The sequence below is a fragment of the Nitrospira sp. CR1.1 genome (assembly GCA_014055465.1).
In the GTDB taxonomy this organism is placed as follows: domain Bacteria; phylum Nitrospirota; class Nitrospiria; order Nitrospirales; family Nitrospiraceae; genus Nitrospira_A.
Map to the genome: position 1 here is coordinate 503,129 of WIAF01000001.1, position 16,900 is coordinate 520,028.

Consider the following 16,900-nt stretch of genomic DNA (forward strand, 5'->3'; position numbering starts at 1 on the left):
CATAGCCGTTGCTTGACCTGTTGCAGACCCACCGTTATAGTCCACTCGTCCATTGCGATCCTTGTTTGCCTGGCTATCCATGAGCACAGACCTCATCACCGAACTCAAACCGACGAAAAGCGCCCCGCTGTTCGGCTTCTGGTATCCGGCGGCCACCAGCAGCTCTTTGGCGGTCGGCCAGATGCACACGCAGGTGATGTTGGGGCTTCCCATTCTCATCTGCCGCGACCGCCAGGGGCAGGTCGCGGCCATGCGCGATATCTGCCCGCATCGGGGAATGCCGTTGTCATTCGGCCATTTTGATGGTGAACGCGTCAAATGTGCCTACCATGGCTGGCAATTCGATACGGGCGGCCGCTGCCGCCATATCCCCGCTCTGGTCGAGGGATCGGCGCTTCAACCCGAGAAGATCGGCATTACGTCCTACCCCTGTCAGGATCAGGACGGCTACGTGTGGGTCTTCCTTCCGGATCCGCAACAGCCCAATCAAACGGTACCGGATCTCCCGCGCCTGCCATTGCCCTCTTCGCCATATCGCATGGTTCAGATCTCTACCATCCTTGATTGCACCATCGACGACGGCATCGTCGGCCTCATGGATCCGGCCCACGGGCCCTTCGTCCACCAAAGCTCCTGGTGGCGGACGCAGGCCAGCATGCATGACAAAGCCAAAACCTTCGAGCCCCTTCCCAACGGATTTCGCATGGTGCCCCACGCCCCCTCTAAAAACAGCGGCCCCTACAAGTTGCTGAACAAACTCTATGGCGGCCCGCTGACCACGACCATCGATTTCGTGCTCCCCAACCAGCGGTTCGAGTTCGTGCAATGCGGGTCGATGTTTGTCTCCTCGCGCGCCACCGTGACCCCGGTCGGCGAGCAGCAATGCCGGATCGATTTTTCCGCCGCCTGGAACATTCTTCCCTGGCTGCCCTTCGCCAAACCCCTGTTCCGGTATTTTGCGAACATCTTCATGAAGCAAGACAAACAGGCTATGGAGCGGCAGGCGGTCGGACTGAAGTACAAACCGGCCTTGATGCTGATCGATGACGCCGACACTCCAGCCAAGTGGTACTACAAGCTGAAGGCCGCGCACATCGCATCCGTGCAAACCGGACGTCCGTTGGACCATCCGCTCAAAGGCCCGGTCACGCTGCGATGGAGAAGTTAGCAGGACGTCGTGAACGGCCGGCGGCGAGTTCTCGCAGCGAGGATCGGCGCCGCGAACCGCATGAGTTCATGTCCCCTCGAAGCCGCGGAGTCACTGAAGTGCTCGCCGCGTGCCATTCCCCCGCTGACCACACTATGTAAGCTGGTGGCTCGTGCCATGGTTGGGCTCGTTCAACAGCGCCATGGCTCGCCGAATCTGCTCGCGGGATCCGAGCAACGTCACGACGTCGCCGGCTTGCAGCCGGACGGTTTCGGACGGGTTGGACTGAGTGACCTGACTGCGGGTCCAGGCAATCACCGATGCGCCAGTGCGCGGACGAATCGATAATTCCGTTAACGATTTACCCACGGCGGGCGCCTCTTCATCAACCCGGCAGGTTTCCACCTCAACATCGGTCAACGTTCCCCCGCGCAGGTGATGCGCCAACTCCGGCATGTCGCTGCGACGCAACAGCGCGTAGCCCTCCCGCCTGATTTGTTCGGCTTTGCGCGCCACGAATTCCTGCGGCAGACAGTAGGTGCGCAGCACCAGGGCAAAAATTTCAATCGACGTCTCGAACTCCTCGGGCACCACATCATCCGCCCCCAGCTGATGGAGTTCTTCCAACTCCCGCAGGTATCGCGTCCGCACCACGATGTGCAGCTTCGAGTTGAGCCCCTTCGCGACCTTCACTGTTCTGCGGGCCGTGAACGGATCGGACAAGGCCACCACGAGCACCTTCGCGTCTTCGATTTTCATATGCCGGAGGACATTCGCGTTTGAGCCGTCGCCGTAATAGATCGGCACGCCATGGCGCGACTCGCGGCGCACCGTTTCACCGTCCAGATCGAGCGCCACGTGAGGAATTTCGGTTTCGCTTAACACGCGGGCAAGATTCCGGCCATTGAGCCCGTAACCCACGATGATCACATGATCTTTAATTCGGACTTGCCCCCCCTCCAACTGCTCCACATGCGCCACCGTGCGGGTGGGCATCCAACCACGGACCCGTTGCAGCGCTTCGATCCGCCGGCCCAGATGAGGAGACCATTGCATCACAAACGGGGTCACCACCATCGTCAACACCGACACCGCAAGAAATAACTGATACTGCTCCCCGGTGAAGAGGTCGGCATCCTGCCCCTGCTGCGCGAGAATAAAACTGAATTCGCCGACCTGCGCGAGCGCAACCCCGACCAACACCGACGATCTGGGCGGAGCCCCAGCCGCCACCATCGCTCCGGCGCCGGTCAGCAATTTCCCGACAATGACCGCCACCAGCAGCCCCAACACGATGAACGGATGGTCCAACACCACCCGTAGATCCATCAGGACCCCGATCGACACGAAAAACAAACTATTGAAACTGTCCCGAAACGGCAGTACCTCAGCCAACGCCTGATGGCTGTACTCCGATTCGGACATCACCAACCCCGCGATAAATGCGCCGAGGGCGAGCGACAGTCCGCCGAGCGACGTCAACCAAGCAATGCCGAGGCACAGCACGATGATCGACAGCAGAAACAGCTCCCGGCTTCGGCTCCGTACGATATGACGCAGCAATCGCGGCACGAGATACCAGGCCGCCGCAACGATCAACCCGACAACAACCGCCGCCTTGAGCAGAGTGAGCACCACCATTCCCATCGCGCTCCCGCTGGGAATGGCCAGGATCGGAGTGATGAGCATCATCGGCACAACAGCAAGGTCCTGAAAAATCAGAATCGCCACGGTGGCGCGACCGTGAAACGAATCACTCTCGCCCTGCTCGGACAGGGCCTTCAGCACAATGGCCGTGCTACTGAGCGACAGGAGGAAGCCCCAGAAAATTCCCTGCTGATACGAGAGTCCTACGGCCAGAGCCCCGAGCAAGGCCAGGATGAGCACACCACCGGTTTGAACCGGCGCGGCCACCGTGAGGATGCGGCGGGCTGAGGCAAAGTGCGCGGACGAAAACTCCATGCCGATGGTGAAGAGCAGCAGGACGATGCCGATTTCAGCCAGCACCTGCACTTGAGACACATCGGGAATAAGATGTAAGCCATGCGGACCGATCAGGGCGCCAGCCACCAGAAACCCGGCGATCGAAGGCAACCGGAACTGGTGAAATACGAAGACCACCGCGGTGGACACCGCATAGATCACCAACAAATCGCCGAGAACTGCGTAATCACTCATAGGGCAACAAGATTTGGAATGTCAGTTCACACCGTGGCTGGACGCGCGTTCGTGACGCAGCATACCGTAGGGATCTCAAGGGAACAAGGAGTTCCGCTTGTCCCGCACCAGGAAACCCGGCTACAGGTAGCATGGCCGCCAAACGGGTGGACAAGAGAGCAGTTGTTGCGCGCGATCATGTTCAACTTCAATGGCGTCTTCGCCAGCGTGAATGTCTCACCTGGAATGTTTTCAGCAGGCACGGCGTGAGGACGGATTCGCCATCAGAAAGGAGGAGTACGCCGGAACGTACCTCGGCATGGATGAACGGAGCTGGGCCGCCACTCTGCTCACGAGGCGGGACGGAACTTGCGGCCAGGCCTCCCATGCCCGGATCATCGAACGAAAAGCCGCACTCTTTCGAAACCACACCGGGACACGCACGGCAGCATTGTTTCCCTGGGTGACCGGCTTCGTCGAGCGGGCGGCTGAACAGTACTGGCTGGCCATCGCCGCAGGCGGCAGGAGGGGACAGATCCGGTCGGCTCTCGCAGGTCATCCCATCGAGCCTGCGTTTGACTTGATCGCCTCCGCCGATGAATGCGCAGTCGGTAGGCCTGACCCCGCGATTTACGAATCTGCTCTCCGGCAACTCAATGCGAACCGGGCCAAGCCGGCCCTCCTACGGGGCGCCGAATGCCTGGCGATCGAGGATTCCTCGAGCCAGGATTTCAGTCGGCTCTTTTAGCCAGACGATAGAGAAGGCCTCACTCGACAGGGAAGCAGAATCGGCAGGATTAGAAGGGAATGCGAATCCCCATCTGAAACTCGTTCGGCATCATGGTTTTCCCCATGGAGTCGCCGAAGAGATTTTGTTGCGAGAGGGTCGGTTGCGGGCTCAAGGCCCGATCACGCTCGGTGACAAAACCCCCGCCAAATCCGGCGCCGATGTAGGGAATCACCGTCTGCTCGCTGACACGCAACCGGCCGCTCAGCACGGGCGACTGACGGAACAGCTCCGCGCGCCGTTCATTGGTAGCGGGAACATACACGACTTCTCCCTGCGTGTGACTTCGCAACTCAGCCAGAGCAGGCACATGATCGGATGGCGAATCAGCTAGGGCCTGGCCCACACCCGCACTCACCACCCATCCGGCGGCAAGACACACATACGCGATCTGCACTGGCTTGGAGAATAGGGAGATCATACTTCATACCTTACTCCACACGCGAGGCCACAACAAGTGGCCGTCCGACTGACCAAGTAAAACGACGCGCGGGCATTTCACGAATGCGGTCTAGTGTGGTGTCGTGATGAGCGAGGGAACTGAAGGCCGATCGGGAGACCAACTAGCTGGCGTCACGAGAGAGACTGAAGTTCTTGATGTTTGCCCGGGCTCGAATCAGATCTTGTAATACTCCCGGTACCACTCGACAAACCGCGCGATGCCGGTTTCGATCGGGGTGGCTGGCTTGAAGCCTGTGTCCCGCATGAGATCTGCCACATCGGCATAGGTGGCCGGTACGTCGCCGGCCTGGAGGGGCAGGAGGTTTTTTTCGGCCTTCTTGCCGAGCGTCTGTTCAAGCACCTCGATGAATCGCAGCAGTTCGACCGGCTGGTGGTTGCCGATATTGTAGAGTCGATAGGGCGCCGAGCTGCTGCCTGGATCTGGCTGATCACTCGACCACTGCGGATCAGCCTGCGCGGGACGGTCGAGCGTGCGCAACACACCCTCGGCAATATCATCGACATAGGTAAAATCGCGTTGCATCTTGCCGTAATTGAAGACGTCGATCGGTCTGCCCTCAAGAATCGCCTTGGTGAACAGAAAGAGCGCCATGTCCGGACGACCCCAAGGCCCGTAGACCGTGAAAAACCGTAATCCGGTGATCGGGAATCGATACAGATGCGCATAACAATGCGCCATCAACTCATTGGCCTTTTTCGTGGCGGCATAGAGTGACACCGGGTGATCGACATTGTCATGCACCGAAAACGGCATCTTCGTATGGCCGCCGTACACCGAACTCGTGGAGGCATACACCAGGTGCTCGACCTTGTGATGCCGGCAGCCTTCCAGAATATTCAGAAATCCCTCGATATTGCTGGCGGTATAGGCATGAGGATTCACGAGCGAATATCGGACGCCGGCCTGCGCCGCCAGATGCACCACGCGTCGAATAGCGTGTTGTTCAAAGAGTGCAGCCATGCCGGTCCGGTCTGACACGTCCAGCTTCACGAATTGAAACTGTGGGTGCGGCTGCAGCCTCGCCAGGCGGGCTTCCTTCAAGCGGACGTCGTAGTAATCGTTCAGGTTGTCCAGCCCCAGCACGGCATCCCCGCGATCCAGTAATCGCCTGGCCACATGAGAGCCGATGAATCCCGCAGCTCCGGTGACGAGCACTAATCCCTTCACAGCTCCCATAACCACGCTCCCCTTCTGGACCAACTATCTTCCTCGCTTCATAAATGCCGGTTCGCCGTGATCGAGCCGATAGAGCGGCATGGGCGACAGGGCCTCGACCGCGGACGAGACCTGGACCGGCCCGTGGCCGGCAGCGCGAAATACATCCAGTGCACGAGCGCGATGATACCCGCAATCATGCGGAGACAGAAGATCTTTCAGTTTTTCCGGCGGCTCCCAATTGGCGGTGAGCAGCGCGGTGCGCGCGGGATTGCGCTGACTGAACATAAACGACAGATGATCCGGATACCAATCGGCCCCGCCAGTGGCATAGGAGACAAACAGCCGTGCTTGCGCCGTGGCGCATAACTCACTCAGGTAACTGTTGGTGAGATATCCGTTCTCGCCCACGTCGAGCCAGAGACCGGGATGAGACAGCGGCGCATGGGCGGCATAACTGCGAATTTCTTGCAGCTGCTGTTGAGAGGCCAGCACCAGGGACATGGGGCCATATTTCTGAACCAGTTGCTGAATGATGCCTTCTTTGATCGCCGACCGCCCGCTGTTGGTCGGACCACTATCGGCATGGACCAGCACATTCTGCCCCCGATCGGTCACGAGATAGCAATTTCTCGGCATCTCCAGGTCGCAGGGATCTTCTCCGTAAAACGGAACCGAGACCACAGCGCCGCCCTCGAAGTTCCAGGTTTCCCCATGCGCCAATTCGATGATATGGGTGAAGCCTAACTCCCGCAGCAGCGGCACGTAGTCGTAGAAAAATTTCTTGCGATTCCGCCGGCTGGGAATGACGATCGGCACATCCTTCGGTACATGCAGCAGCGTCCTGGGATCGACATGGTCATCATGATCATGCGTCAAAAAAATCGCCGCCGGCTTCGGCAGCAAAGACACCCAGAGGCTCGGCACATTTGATTCCGCAAACCACGGGAGCAGCCAGGGATCGAACAGCAGGAACTGATCGCGTTGACGGTACATGAGCGCGGCGTGACCGAGATGAATCGTGTCCCGATCGGCCGTATTCTGCAACCAGTGATTGCGAATCGAGGTGTGCGGCGCAGTCGACAGGCATTCATATTGAGAGAACATCTCCATGACTTGAGTCAGGAGCCGCTCGCCATCCCGTCCGGCCGTGGCGACGATGGTCTGAATCGCGCCGACCTGCTGTGTCCCATCCAGCATTCCCAGCAATTTTCCGACCAACGGCCCCATCGGGCGTTCAAAGGGAACAGGGATGGCCTGGCGTTTCACCGCATTGAAGATGCGGAGACCGGTATTGACCACCGTGGCGGATTTCGTCGCGTCGAACGGATGCGACCAGTGGAACTGCCCGTCGGGCTGGCGCCTCGCCGTAATGTGCTGGCTGAGCTGGTGGCGGGAATTCACCAGTTCGGCATAGGCATCCTCAAGCCGCACTCTGGTCTGGGGATCGCCGAGGTCCGCGCGCCGGGAAAACACATCGCTGATCGCGGTTTCCACACAGGCAAGAAAGAGGCTGTGCGCCTCGTGCAAGCTGGCCACCACTTCCGGAGCAACACCCCCGATAAACGGGAACGGTCCGGGCGGCTGATTGCTTTCAAGCTGCACCCAGACCCAGGGGGCCAGGCCCACATATTGATCGCGCGGCAATGTATTCCACATACCCATGTTCGTCAGGCCGGAGGCCGGAACTCCATGCGGCTGATGGTCGGTTCGTACAACGCTTGAATCACGTTGCCGTCGGGGTCCGTAAAATAGAAGGAGTAGCTGCCGTCACGGTGTTGTTTGGGCGGCTTGGCGATCGCGGCGCCGTACTGGGCCGCGTCCTGCTGCACGTGGCGAAACATGTCGTCCACCTGGGCGGGACTCTCAAGAATCACGCCGAAGTGATCGAGCAACTGGCCTCCCAGGGGCTGGTAATGAGCCAACTCCGCGACACCGATCTGGTGCAAGGCCAGATTGTCGGAGCCCGAACTCAAGTACACATTGTCCGGGTCCGGCTCCCAGACCACCTGCATCGCCAAAAAATGTTCGTAGAAGGCGCGTGACCGGGCCAGATTCGTCACGCGTAGCGCCAGATGTCGCAAGCCTCGATGGGTCGTCACGCCGCTGTCTCCTCGGCCGTATAGTAGGTGGGGGCCTGTCACCCCGTCAATCCTCATTCTTCCGCATCCGCCCTCCCACCACCGGCGTCTTTCCTCCATCAGCCGTGTTTGAAAACTCCCCGGCTGTGGTACCATCGGCCATCGACTCTCTCGAACCAAAGGAGCTTGGAGCTATGTTGGCACGATCCGTCCTGGCATTCGTGATAGCGCTTATCGGGCTGAACGGCACGGGGTCTCACGCACTCGCAGCGGAACAAACAGCCCACCCGAAAGAAATCACCGGAAAAGACGGGGCACCGTTGGTGTTGATCCCGGCAGGGTCCTACCCTATGGGAGTGCCGGCCGGCGATCGTGACGGCGGACGCGATGAATACCCTCGCCACGTCATCGACATCGATCCTTTTTATATCGACAAGTATGAGGTCACAAACGCGCGGTACCTGGAATTCGTCAAGGCCACGAATCATCGCGTGCCGCAGAATCCCAAGAATCCCACCCGGAATCTCTGGGAAGGCGTCGGGATTCCTGCATCGCTGGCCGATCGTCCGGTGATCAATGTCGACTGGTCCGATGCCGAGGCCTACTGCACGTGGGCAGGCCGGCGGCTTCCGCGCGAAGCCGAATGGGAGAAGGCCGCCAAAGGCAACAATGATTGGCGCTTTCCATGGGGCAACGTAGAACCGACTGACGGACATCTCAATTTCAACCAGAAGTGGGTCGGTGAAAAGACGTTGATGCCGGTGGGCAGTTATGAAAAGGGCAAGAGTCCCTATGGCGTGTACGACATGGCGGGGAACGTCTGGGAATGGGTCAACGACTGGTACGATGCAAGGTACTATGAAAAGAGTCCCGCCAAGAATCCCCCTGGGCCGGAGAGCGGCACGAAAAAAGTGATTCGAGGCGCCGGATGGCAGAACGAAACTCCGACCGTTCGTATCTTCACCCGGGTCGATAGCGACCCGACGATCCGAAACGAATCAACCGGCTTTCGCTGCGCCGCAAACGCCCAGTAGGAGAGTCGGCGGAAGCCGGTGGGCGAGGCATGGAGGGTTATGGCCACGGCCGGGTTTAGCGGGTTGACGGTCGCCGCATTTGAGTCGCGTATGGCGGCCGAGATGACCCGCCTCATTGAGCGACATGGCGGCAACCCGCTCGTGGCGCCGGCGTTGCGCGAAATCCCCCTTGAAGACAATACCGCGGCGTTACAATTCGGCGAACAGCTACTGAGGGACGGGCTCGACGTGCTGGTGCTGATGACCGGCGCCGGCACGACTGCTCTATTTGAGGTTCTCGCGAGTCGCCACGCCAAAAGCGATTTGGCCGCAGCGTTGAAATCCACCGTTCTGATTGCACGTGGACCCAAACCGGTCGCCGCGCTCAAGGCGCTGGGGTTCCAACCAACCTTCACGGTCCCTGAGCCCAATACCTGGGTCGATGTGGTCTCCACATTGGACGCCCATCGACCGGTGAACGGATTACGCGTGGCGGTGCAGGAATACGGGGTATCGAACCATGATCTCTTGGAAGCCTTGAGGCACCGTGGCGCTCAGGTCACGCCTGTTCCTGTCTACCGCTGGGCACTGCCGGTGGACACGACTCCGTTGAAACAGGTCATCGGTCAGATTCTGGCGGGACAGGTGCAGGTGATGCTGATCACGAATGCCGCCCAGATCGATCACGTGATGCAGCTGGCAGAACAGGAGGGACATACAGCGGCGTTCAAACAGGCCTGCAAAAAGCTGATCGTCTCCTCCATCGGTCCCACCGCCAGCGAACGCATCCGCAGCCACGGCTTGCCGGTGGATTTCGAACCCTCGCATGGGAAGATGGGCATTCTCGTGAAAGAAACGAGCGAGCAGGCCCGCATTATCTTATCGAAAGATCGATCTGGGCGGGAACACTGGGGCAATATTTAGAGCAGCTTGAGTTGCCATTACCGTTCAATTACACGAAGCAGACACATTTCGAGCCTATCCTACTTAGATTCAAACAACCACAGCGGAGCGATCATGGTCAAGCACATCGCCTTTACCCTCTATCCAGTTACGAATATGGCAAGGGCGCGTCGGTTTTATGAGGAAACGTTGGGTCTCCGTTTGACCCGCCGCGAGGCGCGCGAGGTCGAGTGGGTGGAATACGATCTCAACGGTGGGACGTTCGCCCTCACTACCTTGACGGAAGTAGGCACGCCCAGCGCCGATGCAGGCGGTAGCATCGCCTTCGAAGTAGAGAATGTCGACGAGATGGTCGAGCAATTGCGCGCGAAGGGAGTGCGTGTGAAACTCGAACCGCAGTCCACACCCGTCTGTCGCCTCGCTGTAATCCTGGACTCCGAAGGCAGCGCCCTCACTCTGCATCAGGTGACGCAACCCTGGTAGGAGTGACTTGAACAAGAGTAAAACGCAGCCCTATCGCACCCCACCACCAGCAAGCCAAGAGTTGAAGCTAAAATTATTATTACGAATTGTTGCCGATTAGACCGGGGCAAGGAACGAACCATCCCGAACAACGTCGACATATTATTCCCCGCTTTTCAGTGCTCACAAAGCGGCGAAACAACTCCTTTGCTCAGCAACCGGTCAGGAAGCGGTCTGGTAAATGGCGGGACGGTAGCGGGGCTTGGGAATCGGTTTGCGCTCGCTCTTAGCCGCTTGTAACCAGAGGCGCTTGGCAAGCTGGACTTGTTTCAACGCTGCCGCTGGGGTTTTTCCATAGGCTGAACAAGCTTCGAGATCAGGGATGTCCGCAATGTACCCACCGTCGGCTTCGCTGTAGAAAATATTGATATGGTAATCCTTCTTCATGGTTCTTTATCTTCTTTCAGCTCAAGGTTATACCTCTCTACAAGCTCCATCAACTGCTTCACCTGATACGGCTTTACCTTGCCCCCAACCTCTTGCAAATTCACGAGTTCCCGCACATGCGGATGGACAAAAATATGGTGACTTCCTTTGACTCTCGATGCACGGAACCCGAACGCTGCCGCAAGCGAGACGACTTCGCTGAATCGCAGATTCTTTGAGCCACTCAGGGCCTTAGCAAGTAGCTTCCGTTTATTCACTGATTCTGGTCAACGCTGCACTGGATTCACTCTTGCTGCCAACCGCTATTTGGATTCAGCCTAGGACCCGCCGGCCGCTTCGTTCACATCCCGCGCGCAACGGAAGCCCATCCAGTTCATTTTCGTATTGGGGTCCGTCCCATTACGCTGCGCGACGCGCACGCTGGGCGTGCTGTCGATCCACCCGCCGCCGCGAAAGCTTCGCTGACTGCCGGTTTGAGGCCCTTTGGGATTTTTATCTGGCGCGCCGGCATAGTATTTCGGATCGTACCAATCATTGACCCACTCGGCCACGTTGCCGGCCATCTGAAACACGCCGTAGGGGCTGGTGGCGTTGTCATACTTATCTACTGAGATAATCGGCGGATAGAGCAAGAGCCGCTCCGGACGATCCCGCACCGGCCCGGAGAGTCCGGTCCGGCCGAAGTTCGCCCGCGAAAGCCCCGCCATTTGATTGCCCCAGGGATAGATGCGGCCATCCTCACCGCGGGCGGCCTTTTCCCATTCCGCTTCAGTGGGCAATCGTTTCCCAACCCACTTGCAATAGGCCTCGGCGTCGAACCAGGAGACGTGCATCACCGGATGGCTGACCATGGTCTCCTGGAAATTTCCGCCGTCATACTGCCAATCGATCAACGGGCCGAGATTATGGGCCAGCACATATTTGAGAAACTGCACGGTTGTCACTTCATATTTATCGATGTCGTAGGCATCCAGATAGACTTTGCGTTGCGGGAACTCGGCCAGGTAGGAATTTTTGTCGACCTTCCGGTCGCTTCCCATGAGAAATTCGCCGGCGGGAATGCGGATCACCTCATCGTGCGCCGGCAATTTCACCCGTTCGGCTGCCAGTTTTTTCCCGTCCGGCGTCCATTCCCTGACGACATCGGCGACATCAAGCGCATAGAGAGTCCCGCTCATGGCCAACACGGCCGCACACAGAGCCCAACTGGCTAGTTCTCGCTTCCGCACGATCGTTCTCCTTTATCGTCTGATCATCGGTTACATCGGCTGGTGATTCGGCTCCGCAGCAGCCGGCTGGTGATCAAATTCTTCCAATGGCTCGAAATTGAGCGGTAACTGAAACAGATAATCGATGAGCGGGCGGAATTTGACATGCTGATACTCGACGATCCAGCTCCCGTCTTTTTTGGCAAGTTTCATCGGGAAACGGATATCGGTGGCGAGCCACTGATAGTACACCTCCGTTCGCTCGCCTTCCTTGACCGTCACTTCATACAGCGTCGTCGGGTGTCCCTCGCGCGTTTCCGTGCCGATTTCTTCACGCGCAATCTCGCCCTCCAGGTGCTCGGATACTTTGAGATCCTGATCGGCCTTGTAGGGCACCGTCTTAAAGTGCTTCATGCGCGACAGCAACAGCCAGACGACCTGCTTATCTTTGCGCACGATGCTGATGTTGACGGGCCCCATCGTGTGGTGCTCAATCCGCCACATATTGTCGCGATAGAAGATGTTGGCTTTCTGCGTCCGGCCGTTGATCTTCGTCACCTGATCAGCCGTAAATTCCAACGCCCCGGCATCCATGATGCCGACCGTCCAGGTCAACGCCAGCGCCGCCCCTGCCAGTTTCCACGACCACATGCGGCGTATCCTACCCATGACCTGCCTGAATTTTCCAGCCCGCTCGATGCCCGTCGCCATGTTCTCTGAAATCCCCCGTTCAATCACCCGTTCTTCCATCACGCCCGCCCACGGCCTCCATCCGCGATGAAACCGGCGCACCGCGATCGGACAGCGAACAAGATGTCCGGGACATCCTCGCGACACTTCGACCAGCGGCTGTGTCTGCGAAAACCGGCGTCAAGAGATGGGGACGGGGTGTTTCTGGCCGTGAGAACCATCCCGCCACAAACGCCGTTGCTGGCTCAGCCTGCCCGGCATGGAACCGGACAGGCGCGTGGCCTCTGAGAGAGGGTGTTCGACCTACGATTTCGCCTTAATACATTCGATATCCAGTCTGATAAATACCTCGTCTCCGACGACCAGGCCGCCGCTATCGAGGGCCTTGTTCCACACCATGCCGAAATCTTTTCTATTCAGTTTACCTTCCGCCGTAAACCCCGCGCGCGTGTTCCCCCAAGGGTCCTTCGCCACGCCGTTGAAATTGCCCGTGAGCGTGATCTCTTTGGTGACGCCATGCAGGGTGATATCCCCTACCGCCACATAGCCGTCGCCGGCCTTCTTGTAACTTTTCATGGTGTACGTGATGGTCGGATACTTCTCGGCATCGAAAAAGTCGGGATTCCGCAAATGCGCGTCGCGCTTTTCGTGGTTGGTCGTCACCGACGCGGTCTTGATCGTCGCCTCAAGCGTCTTGACCGTCCCGGCATCGGGATCCATTTCGATGAATCCGGTGTAGTCCTTAAAATGACCGGTTGTCTTCGACACCACCATGTGGGCAACCTTGAACTCCACGATTGAGTGGTCGAGATCCACGTCATACCGCGCTGTTTCTGCCTGCGCGAAGGTGGCGCTCAGCGCCATCCCCGCCCCGAGACACCACATGGCTACCGCACGACCGGTCCGCTTCGTCATAATTACTCCTTTGTTGAACCGCCTGCCGCGGCTCCTTCTTTGGGTGTTGGGGCCTCGGGCGGAGCAGATTTCGACGGCTTTTTCTCAACCGTCATCTCGACATCGCGCGTGGCGACTTTCGCCCCCGTTCGCATACGCACATGCACATCAACGACATCGTTGCCGATATCGGGCGGAATTGGTGGAAACGGCTGGGCATGGATGATCGTTTGAAGCCCGGCATCGTTCACATCCCGTGCACCCGAACTCTTCTCCAATTGAATGACCTGGGCAATGCCGCTCGCATACATCTTGAACTGCACACGAACCGTTTCGCTGCTCGGGGCGCGACGGATGGAGCGGATTTGCCGACTCCAATTCCGGCTGATCAAGTCACTGACTTGTTTCCAATAGGCTTTGGATTCTCCGGGCGGAGGAAGGGGCAGAAGATCCTCCTCGGCGATCGTCGCATTCACGGCCATCACTTGCTCCGTCACCTTTTGCACGGCTGCCGCATCAGCCTCCGGACTTTCGGCCACTGGACCAGGCGGGACTTCGGTTTCGGTGTTGCCGGGGGGCGGTTCACCAAACGTGACGTAGACATCACGTCTCAAAAATTCTTCCAGCCCGGTGGTCTTCGCGCGCGCGAACGTCACTCGAACCCGCATCGCCTTCGGATGCACCGTGGTACGGCTCTTCAACGTGGAATTTGGCTCGAGAATGACCGTGCCCTGGTACACCGAGGCCGTCGGTTCTTCACTCAAGGACACCGTCTGACTTTGAAAACCGTTGGACTCGATTATGGCCATGACGGATTCCGTTCCGGCCGGCACGCCGCCCAACGTGATGCTCAGCACCACATCCTTGCCTACCTGCACCGAACCGTCCGGCTCGGTACTGACCAGGTCAAATTGAGCCCAACGCTTCGGCGCGGCCGGGGCCTGATTGGTGGTCGGACCGGCCAGGGCCGGGAAGGGCGCGTTCACGCAAAGCATCACTCCCAGTCCAAGCATGAGACCTGCGCACGTAGAGTGTAACTGGTGCTGCATGCTCGCATCCTACCCACGCGCCTTACCCAGTTCAACCCGTTTTTTGGGCGCCATCGGAGAGGAGCTGATCCGGGGCGGCACATCCGGGCAAGTTTCTGCTTCGGCTGGGCATTTCTGACGGTCTTGTTATAATGAGCCCATGCGTGCGCTTGTAAAAACTGCCGCCCAGCCCGGTCTGACCTATACTGAACGTCCCGATCCCACCCCTGGCCCCAACGACGCCGTCATCCGCGTCAAAGCGACGTCGCTCTGCGGGACTGATGCTCATATCTACAATTGGGACGCCTGGGCCCACAGTCGTATCCATCCCCCGCGAATCATCGGTCATGAAATGTGCGGCGAGGTAGTGGCAGTCGGAGCAGACGTCAGCCTGGTGAAGGCAGGAGACTACGTCGCAGCCGAATCACACCTGACCTGCGGCGCCTGCTTTCAATGCCGTACCGGCCAAGCCCACGTGTGTAAAAACTATCGTATCCTCGGCGTTGATCTGGACGGATCCTTTGCCGACTACATTGTGCTGCCGGAGACGGTGCTCTGGAAAACATCGCCCGATATTCCCCCGGAGCTGGCCTCCCTGCAGGAACCTCTGGGCAATGCCGTCGATGCGGCACTGGTCGAGGATCTCACCGGACACACCGTCTTAATTACCGGGTGCGGCCCGACCGGCCTCTTTGCCGCCGCCGTCGCTCGCACGGCTGGCGCCGCCACCATCATCGCCACGGATGTGAGTGACTACCGTCTGGGATTGGCCAAACTGGTTGGAGTCGACCACGTGCTGAATGCAAAAACCGACGGACCGGACGCCATTGCCGCGGGCATTCTGGAGATCACCCGCGGTGAAGGCGTCGATGCCTCGCTGGAGATGTCCGGACACCCCGCCGCGTTGCATCATGCCTTTCGTTCCGTAAAAAACGGCGGCCGCGTTACGCTCTTCGGCATTCCCACCGGTCCCGTCACCTGCGACCTCGCCAATGAGGTCATTTTCAAAGGCATTCGTGTCCACGGCATCACCGGCCGTCGCCTGTTCAGCACCTGGTATCGCCTGGCCGGTCTCTTTAAAGCCGGCCTCAATATCCGCCCGGTCCTGACCCACACGTTCCCGCTCAAGGACTTTGCCCAAGGATTTGAATTGATCAAGTCCGGCCAATGCGGCAAAGTAGTCCTGTTTCCGTAACGGGTAGTGACTTCCTGCAGAAGGCGATCTCGGCTTCACATTTGACGTCGAACGTGTCACCTTTCGCATCACACGCATCATGGCGTACAGATCCCTCAAGCAAGCCGCCGAACAACAGTTGGCAGAGATCCGCGCCGCCGGCCTCTACAAACACGAGCGCCACATTCTGAGTCCACAGAGTAGCGAGATTCGTGTCGCACAGGGTGAGGTCATCAATCTCTGCGCGAACAACTATCTCGGGTTGGCGAATCATCCAGATGTGCGCCAGGCGGCGGAGGAGGGGCTCAAAGAATATGGATACGGCATGGCCTCGGTGCGATTTATTTGCGGCACGCAAGACCTGCACAAGCGGCTCGAGCAGGCCCTCAGCGCCTTTTTCGGCGCCGCGGACACGATTCTCTACAGCTCCTGCTTCGATGCCAACGGCGGTTTGTTTGAGACGTTGCTCGATGAACGGGATACCATCATCAGCGACGCACTGAACCATGCCAGCCTGATCGACGGCATTCGGCTGTGCAAGGCCGCCCGTCTGCGGTATGCCCATGCCGACATGACGGAACTCGAAGCGCGATTGACTGAATCAGCGGCAAGCCGCGTCCGGATGATCGTCACGGACGGAGTGTTTTCGATGGACGGCGATCTGGCGAAACTGGATCGCATCGCGGATCTGGCCGACCGCTACGGCGCCGCAGTGGTCGTGGACGATAGCCATGCTACCGGGGTCTTGGGAAAAGGCGGGCGCGGCACTCCCGATCATTTCGGCGTGGCGGAGCGGATCGACCTCGTCACCAGCACCCTGGGCAAGGCGCTGGGCGGCGCAACCGGGGGATTTACCACCGGCCGACAAGAACTCATCGAGCTGCTACGGCAACGTTCGCGACCCTACCTGTTTTCCAATAGCCTGCCCCCGGTCATCGCCGCCGCCGCGCTGAAAGCCCTTGCCTTGGTCGAGCAAGGCGACCATTTACGCGCGGGCCTGATGGAACAGGCGGCGTGGCTTCGGGGTCAGCTCACCGCCCTCGGCTTTACCCTCGTGCCTGGTCAGCATCCCATTATTCCAGTCATGCTGGGCGAGGCGACGATCGCCACGCGCATGGCCGACCGCCTGCTGCAGGAAGGGATCTATGTGGTGGGGTTCAGTTATCCGGTCGTGCCGAAAGGACAGGCGCGTATTCGCCTGCAACTGTCTGCCGCTCACACCCGCGCGCAACTCAAACGGGCCGTGGCTGCCTTCGCCACGGTGGGGCACGAACTCAACGTCATCACGTAA

At 59.0% G+C, this 16,900-nt stretch carries 18 protein-coding genes; 7 read left to right on the forward strand and 11 right to left on the reverse strand.

The genetic code is table 11. The features are described 5' to 3' along the window. Positions 1-79 precede the first annotated feature (79 nt). Positions 80-1,168: a Rieske 2Fe-2S domain-containing protein gene (locus GDA65_02445; GenBank protein MBA5861558.1), complete on the forward strand. Its 1,089-nt coding sequence runs from the start codon at positions 80-82 to the stop codon at positions 1,166-1,168. 132 nt (positions 1,169-1,300) lie between these two features. On the opposite strand, the gene GDA65_02450 is transcribed toward GDA65_02445, so the two are convergent. After that, entirely contained in the window at positions 1,301-3,325 is a 2,025-nt protein-coding gene (locus GDA65_02450; GenBank protein ID MBA5861559.1) for a sodium:proton exchanger, read from the reverse strand. 211 nt (positions 3,326-3,536) lie between these two features. Here GDA65_02450 and GDA65_02455 point away from each other — a divergent pair, with 211 nt between their 5' ends. Next, a complete protein-coding gene (locus tag GDA65_02455) occupies positions 3,537-4,052 on the forward strand; it encodes an HAD hydrolase-like protein (protein ID MBA5861560.1) in 516 nt (171 codons plus the stop codon). 49 nt (positions 4,053-4,101) lie between these two features. Here GDA65_02455 and GDA65_02460 read toward each other — a convergent pair whose 3' ends face one another. From GDA65_02460 to GDA65_02475, 4 genes are all read right to left on the reverse strand, one after another. Beyond that, on the reverse strand, positions 4,102-4,512 hold the full coding sequence (locus GDA65_02460; protein MBA5861561.1) for a hypothetical protein: 411 nt from the start codon (positions 4,510-4,512) through the stop codon (positions 4,102-4,104). A gap of 195 nt (positions 4,513-4,707) precedes the next feature. Further along, complete coding sequence (locus GDA65_02465; GenBank protein MBA5861562.1) at positions 4,708-5,730, reverse strand: SDR family NAD(P)-dependent oxidoreductase; 1,023 nt, start codon at positions 5,728-5,730, stop codon at positions 4,708-4,710. 24 nt (positions 5,731-5,754) lie between these two features. Next, positions 5,755-7,374 carry a hypothetical protein gene (locus tag GDA65_02470; GenBank protein MBA5861563.1) on the reverse strand — a complete coding sequence of 540 codons (1,620 nt, stop codon included), beginning with the start codon at positions 7,372-7,374 and terminating at the stop codon, positions 5,755-5,757. Positions 7,375-7,379: 5 nt separating this feature from the next. Continuing rightward, positions 7,380-7,868 (reverse strand): VOC family protein, encoded by a 489-nt coding sequence (locus GDA65_02475; protein ID MBA5861564.1) that lies wholly within the window; start codon positions 7,866-7,868, stop codon positions 7,380-7,382. A gap of 116 nt (positions 7,869-7,984) precedes the next feature. Between GDA65_02475 and GDA65_02480 the strand changes: the two genes are divergently transcribed. From GDA65_02480 to GDA65_02490, 3 genes are all read left to right on the forward strand, one after another. Further along, entirely contained in the window at positions 7,985-8,824 is an 840-nt protein-coding gene (locus GDA65_02480) for an SUMF1/EgtB/PvdO family nonheme iron enzyme (protein MBA5861565.1), read from the forward strand. Positions 8,825-8,863: 39 nt separating this feature from the next. Further along, positions 8,864-9,727, forward strand: a complete 864-nt coding sequence (locus GDA65_02485) for a uroporphyrinogen-III synthase (GenBank protein ID MBA5861566.1) — start codon at positions 8,864-8,866, stop codon at positions 9,725-9,727. Between the two features lie 93 nt (positions 9,728-9,820). Further along, on the forward strand, positions 9,821-10,189 hold the full coding sequence (locus GDA65_02490; GenBank protein MBA5861567.1) for a VOC family protein: 369 nt from the start codon (positions 9,821-9,823) through the stop codon (positions 10,187-10,189). 201 nt (positions 10,190-10,390) lie between these two features. Here the strand turns inward: GDA65_02490 and GDA65_02495 are convergent, their stop codons facing one another. The 6 genes from GDA65_02495 to GDA65_02520 all read right to left on the reverse strand — a co-directional run bounded on the left by GDA65_02495 (position 10,391) and on the right by GDA65_02520 (position 14,456). Then, on the reverse strand, positions 10,391-10,615 hold the full coding sequence (locus tag GDA65_02495; protein MBA5861568.1) for a type II toxin-antitoxin system HicB family antitoxin: 225 nt from the start codon (positions 10,613-10,615) through the stop codon (positions 10,391-10,393). Then, positions 10,612-10,872, reverse strand: coding sequence for an addiction module toxin, HicA family (locus GDA65_02500; GenBank protein ID MBA5861569.1), 261 nt, complete (start codon positions 10,870-10,872; stop codon positions 10,612-10,614). The genes GDA65_02495 and GDA65_02500 overlap by 4 nt, the downstream gene beginning before the upstream one ends. A gap of 60 nt (positions 10,873-10,932) precedes the next feature. Further along, positions 10,933-11,793, reverse strand: a complete 861-nt coding sequence (locus tag GDA65_02505) for an SUMF1/EgtB/PvdO family nonheme iron enzyme (protein ID MBA5861570.1) — start codon at positions 11,791-11,793, stop codon at positions 10,933-10,935. An 81-nt stretch (positions 11,794-11,874) separates the two neighbouring features. Next, the gene (locus tag GDA65_02510) at positions 11,875-12,576 is read right to left on the reverse strand and encodes a hypothetical protein (protein MBA5861571.1); all 702 of its coding nucleotides are present in this window, start codon (positions 12,574-12,576) and stop codon (positions 11,875-11,877) included. A gap of 240 nt (positions 12,577-12,816) precedes the next feature. Further along, a complete protein-coding gene (locus GDA65_02515; GenBank protein MBA5861572.1) occupies positions 12,817-13,428 on the reverse strand; it encodes a polyisoprenoid-binding protein in 612 nt (203 codons plus the stop codon). 2 nt (positions 13,429-13,430) lie between these two features. Continuing rightward, the gene (locus GDA65_02520; GenBank protein ID MBA5861573.1) at positions 13,431-14,456 is read right to left on the reverse strand and encodes a TonB family protein; all 1,026 of its coding nucleotides are present in this window, start codon (positions 14,454-14,456) and stop codon (positions 13,431-13,433) included. Between the two features lie 139 nt (positions 14,457-14,595). Between GDA65_02520 and GDA65_02525 the strand changes: the two genes are divergently transcribed. Both GDA65_02525 and GDA65_02530 read left to right on the forward strand, forming a co-directional pair. Next, positions 14,596-15,630, forward strand: coding sequence for an L-threonine 3-dehydrogenase (locus GDA65_02525; GenBank protein ID MBA5861574.1), 1,035 nt, complete (start codon positions 14,596-14,598; stop codon positions 15,628-15,630). A gap of 79 nt (positions 15,631-15,709) precedes the next feature. Continuing rightward, complete coding sequence (locus GDA65_02530) at positions 15,710-16,900, forward strand: glycine C-acetyltransferase (GenBank protein ID MBA5861575.1); 1,191 nt, start codon at positions 15,710-15,712, stop codon at positions 16,898-16,900.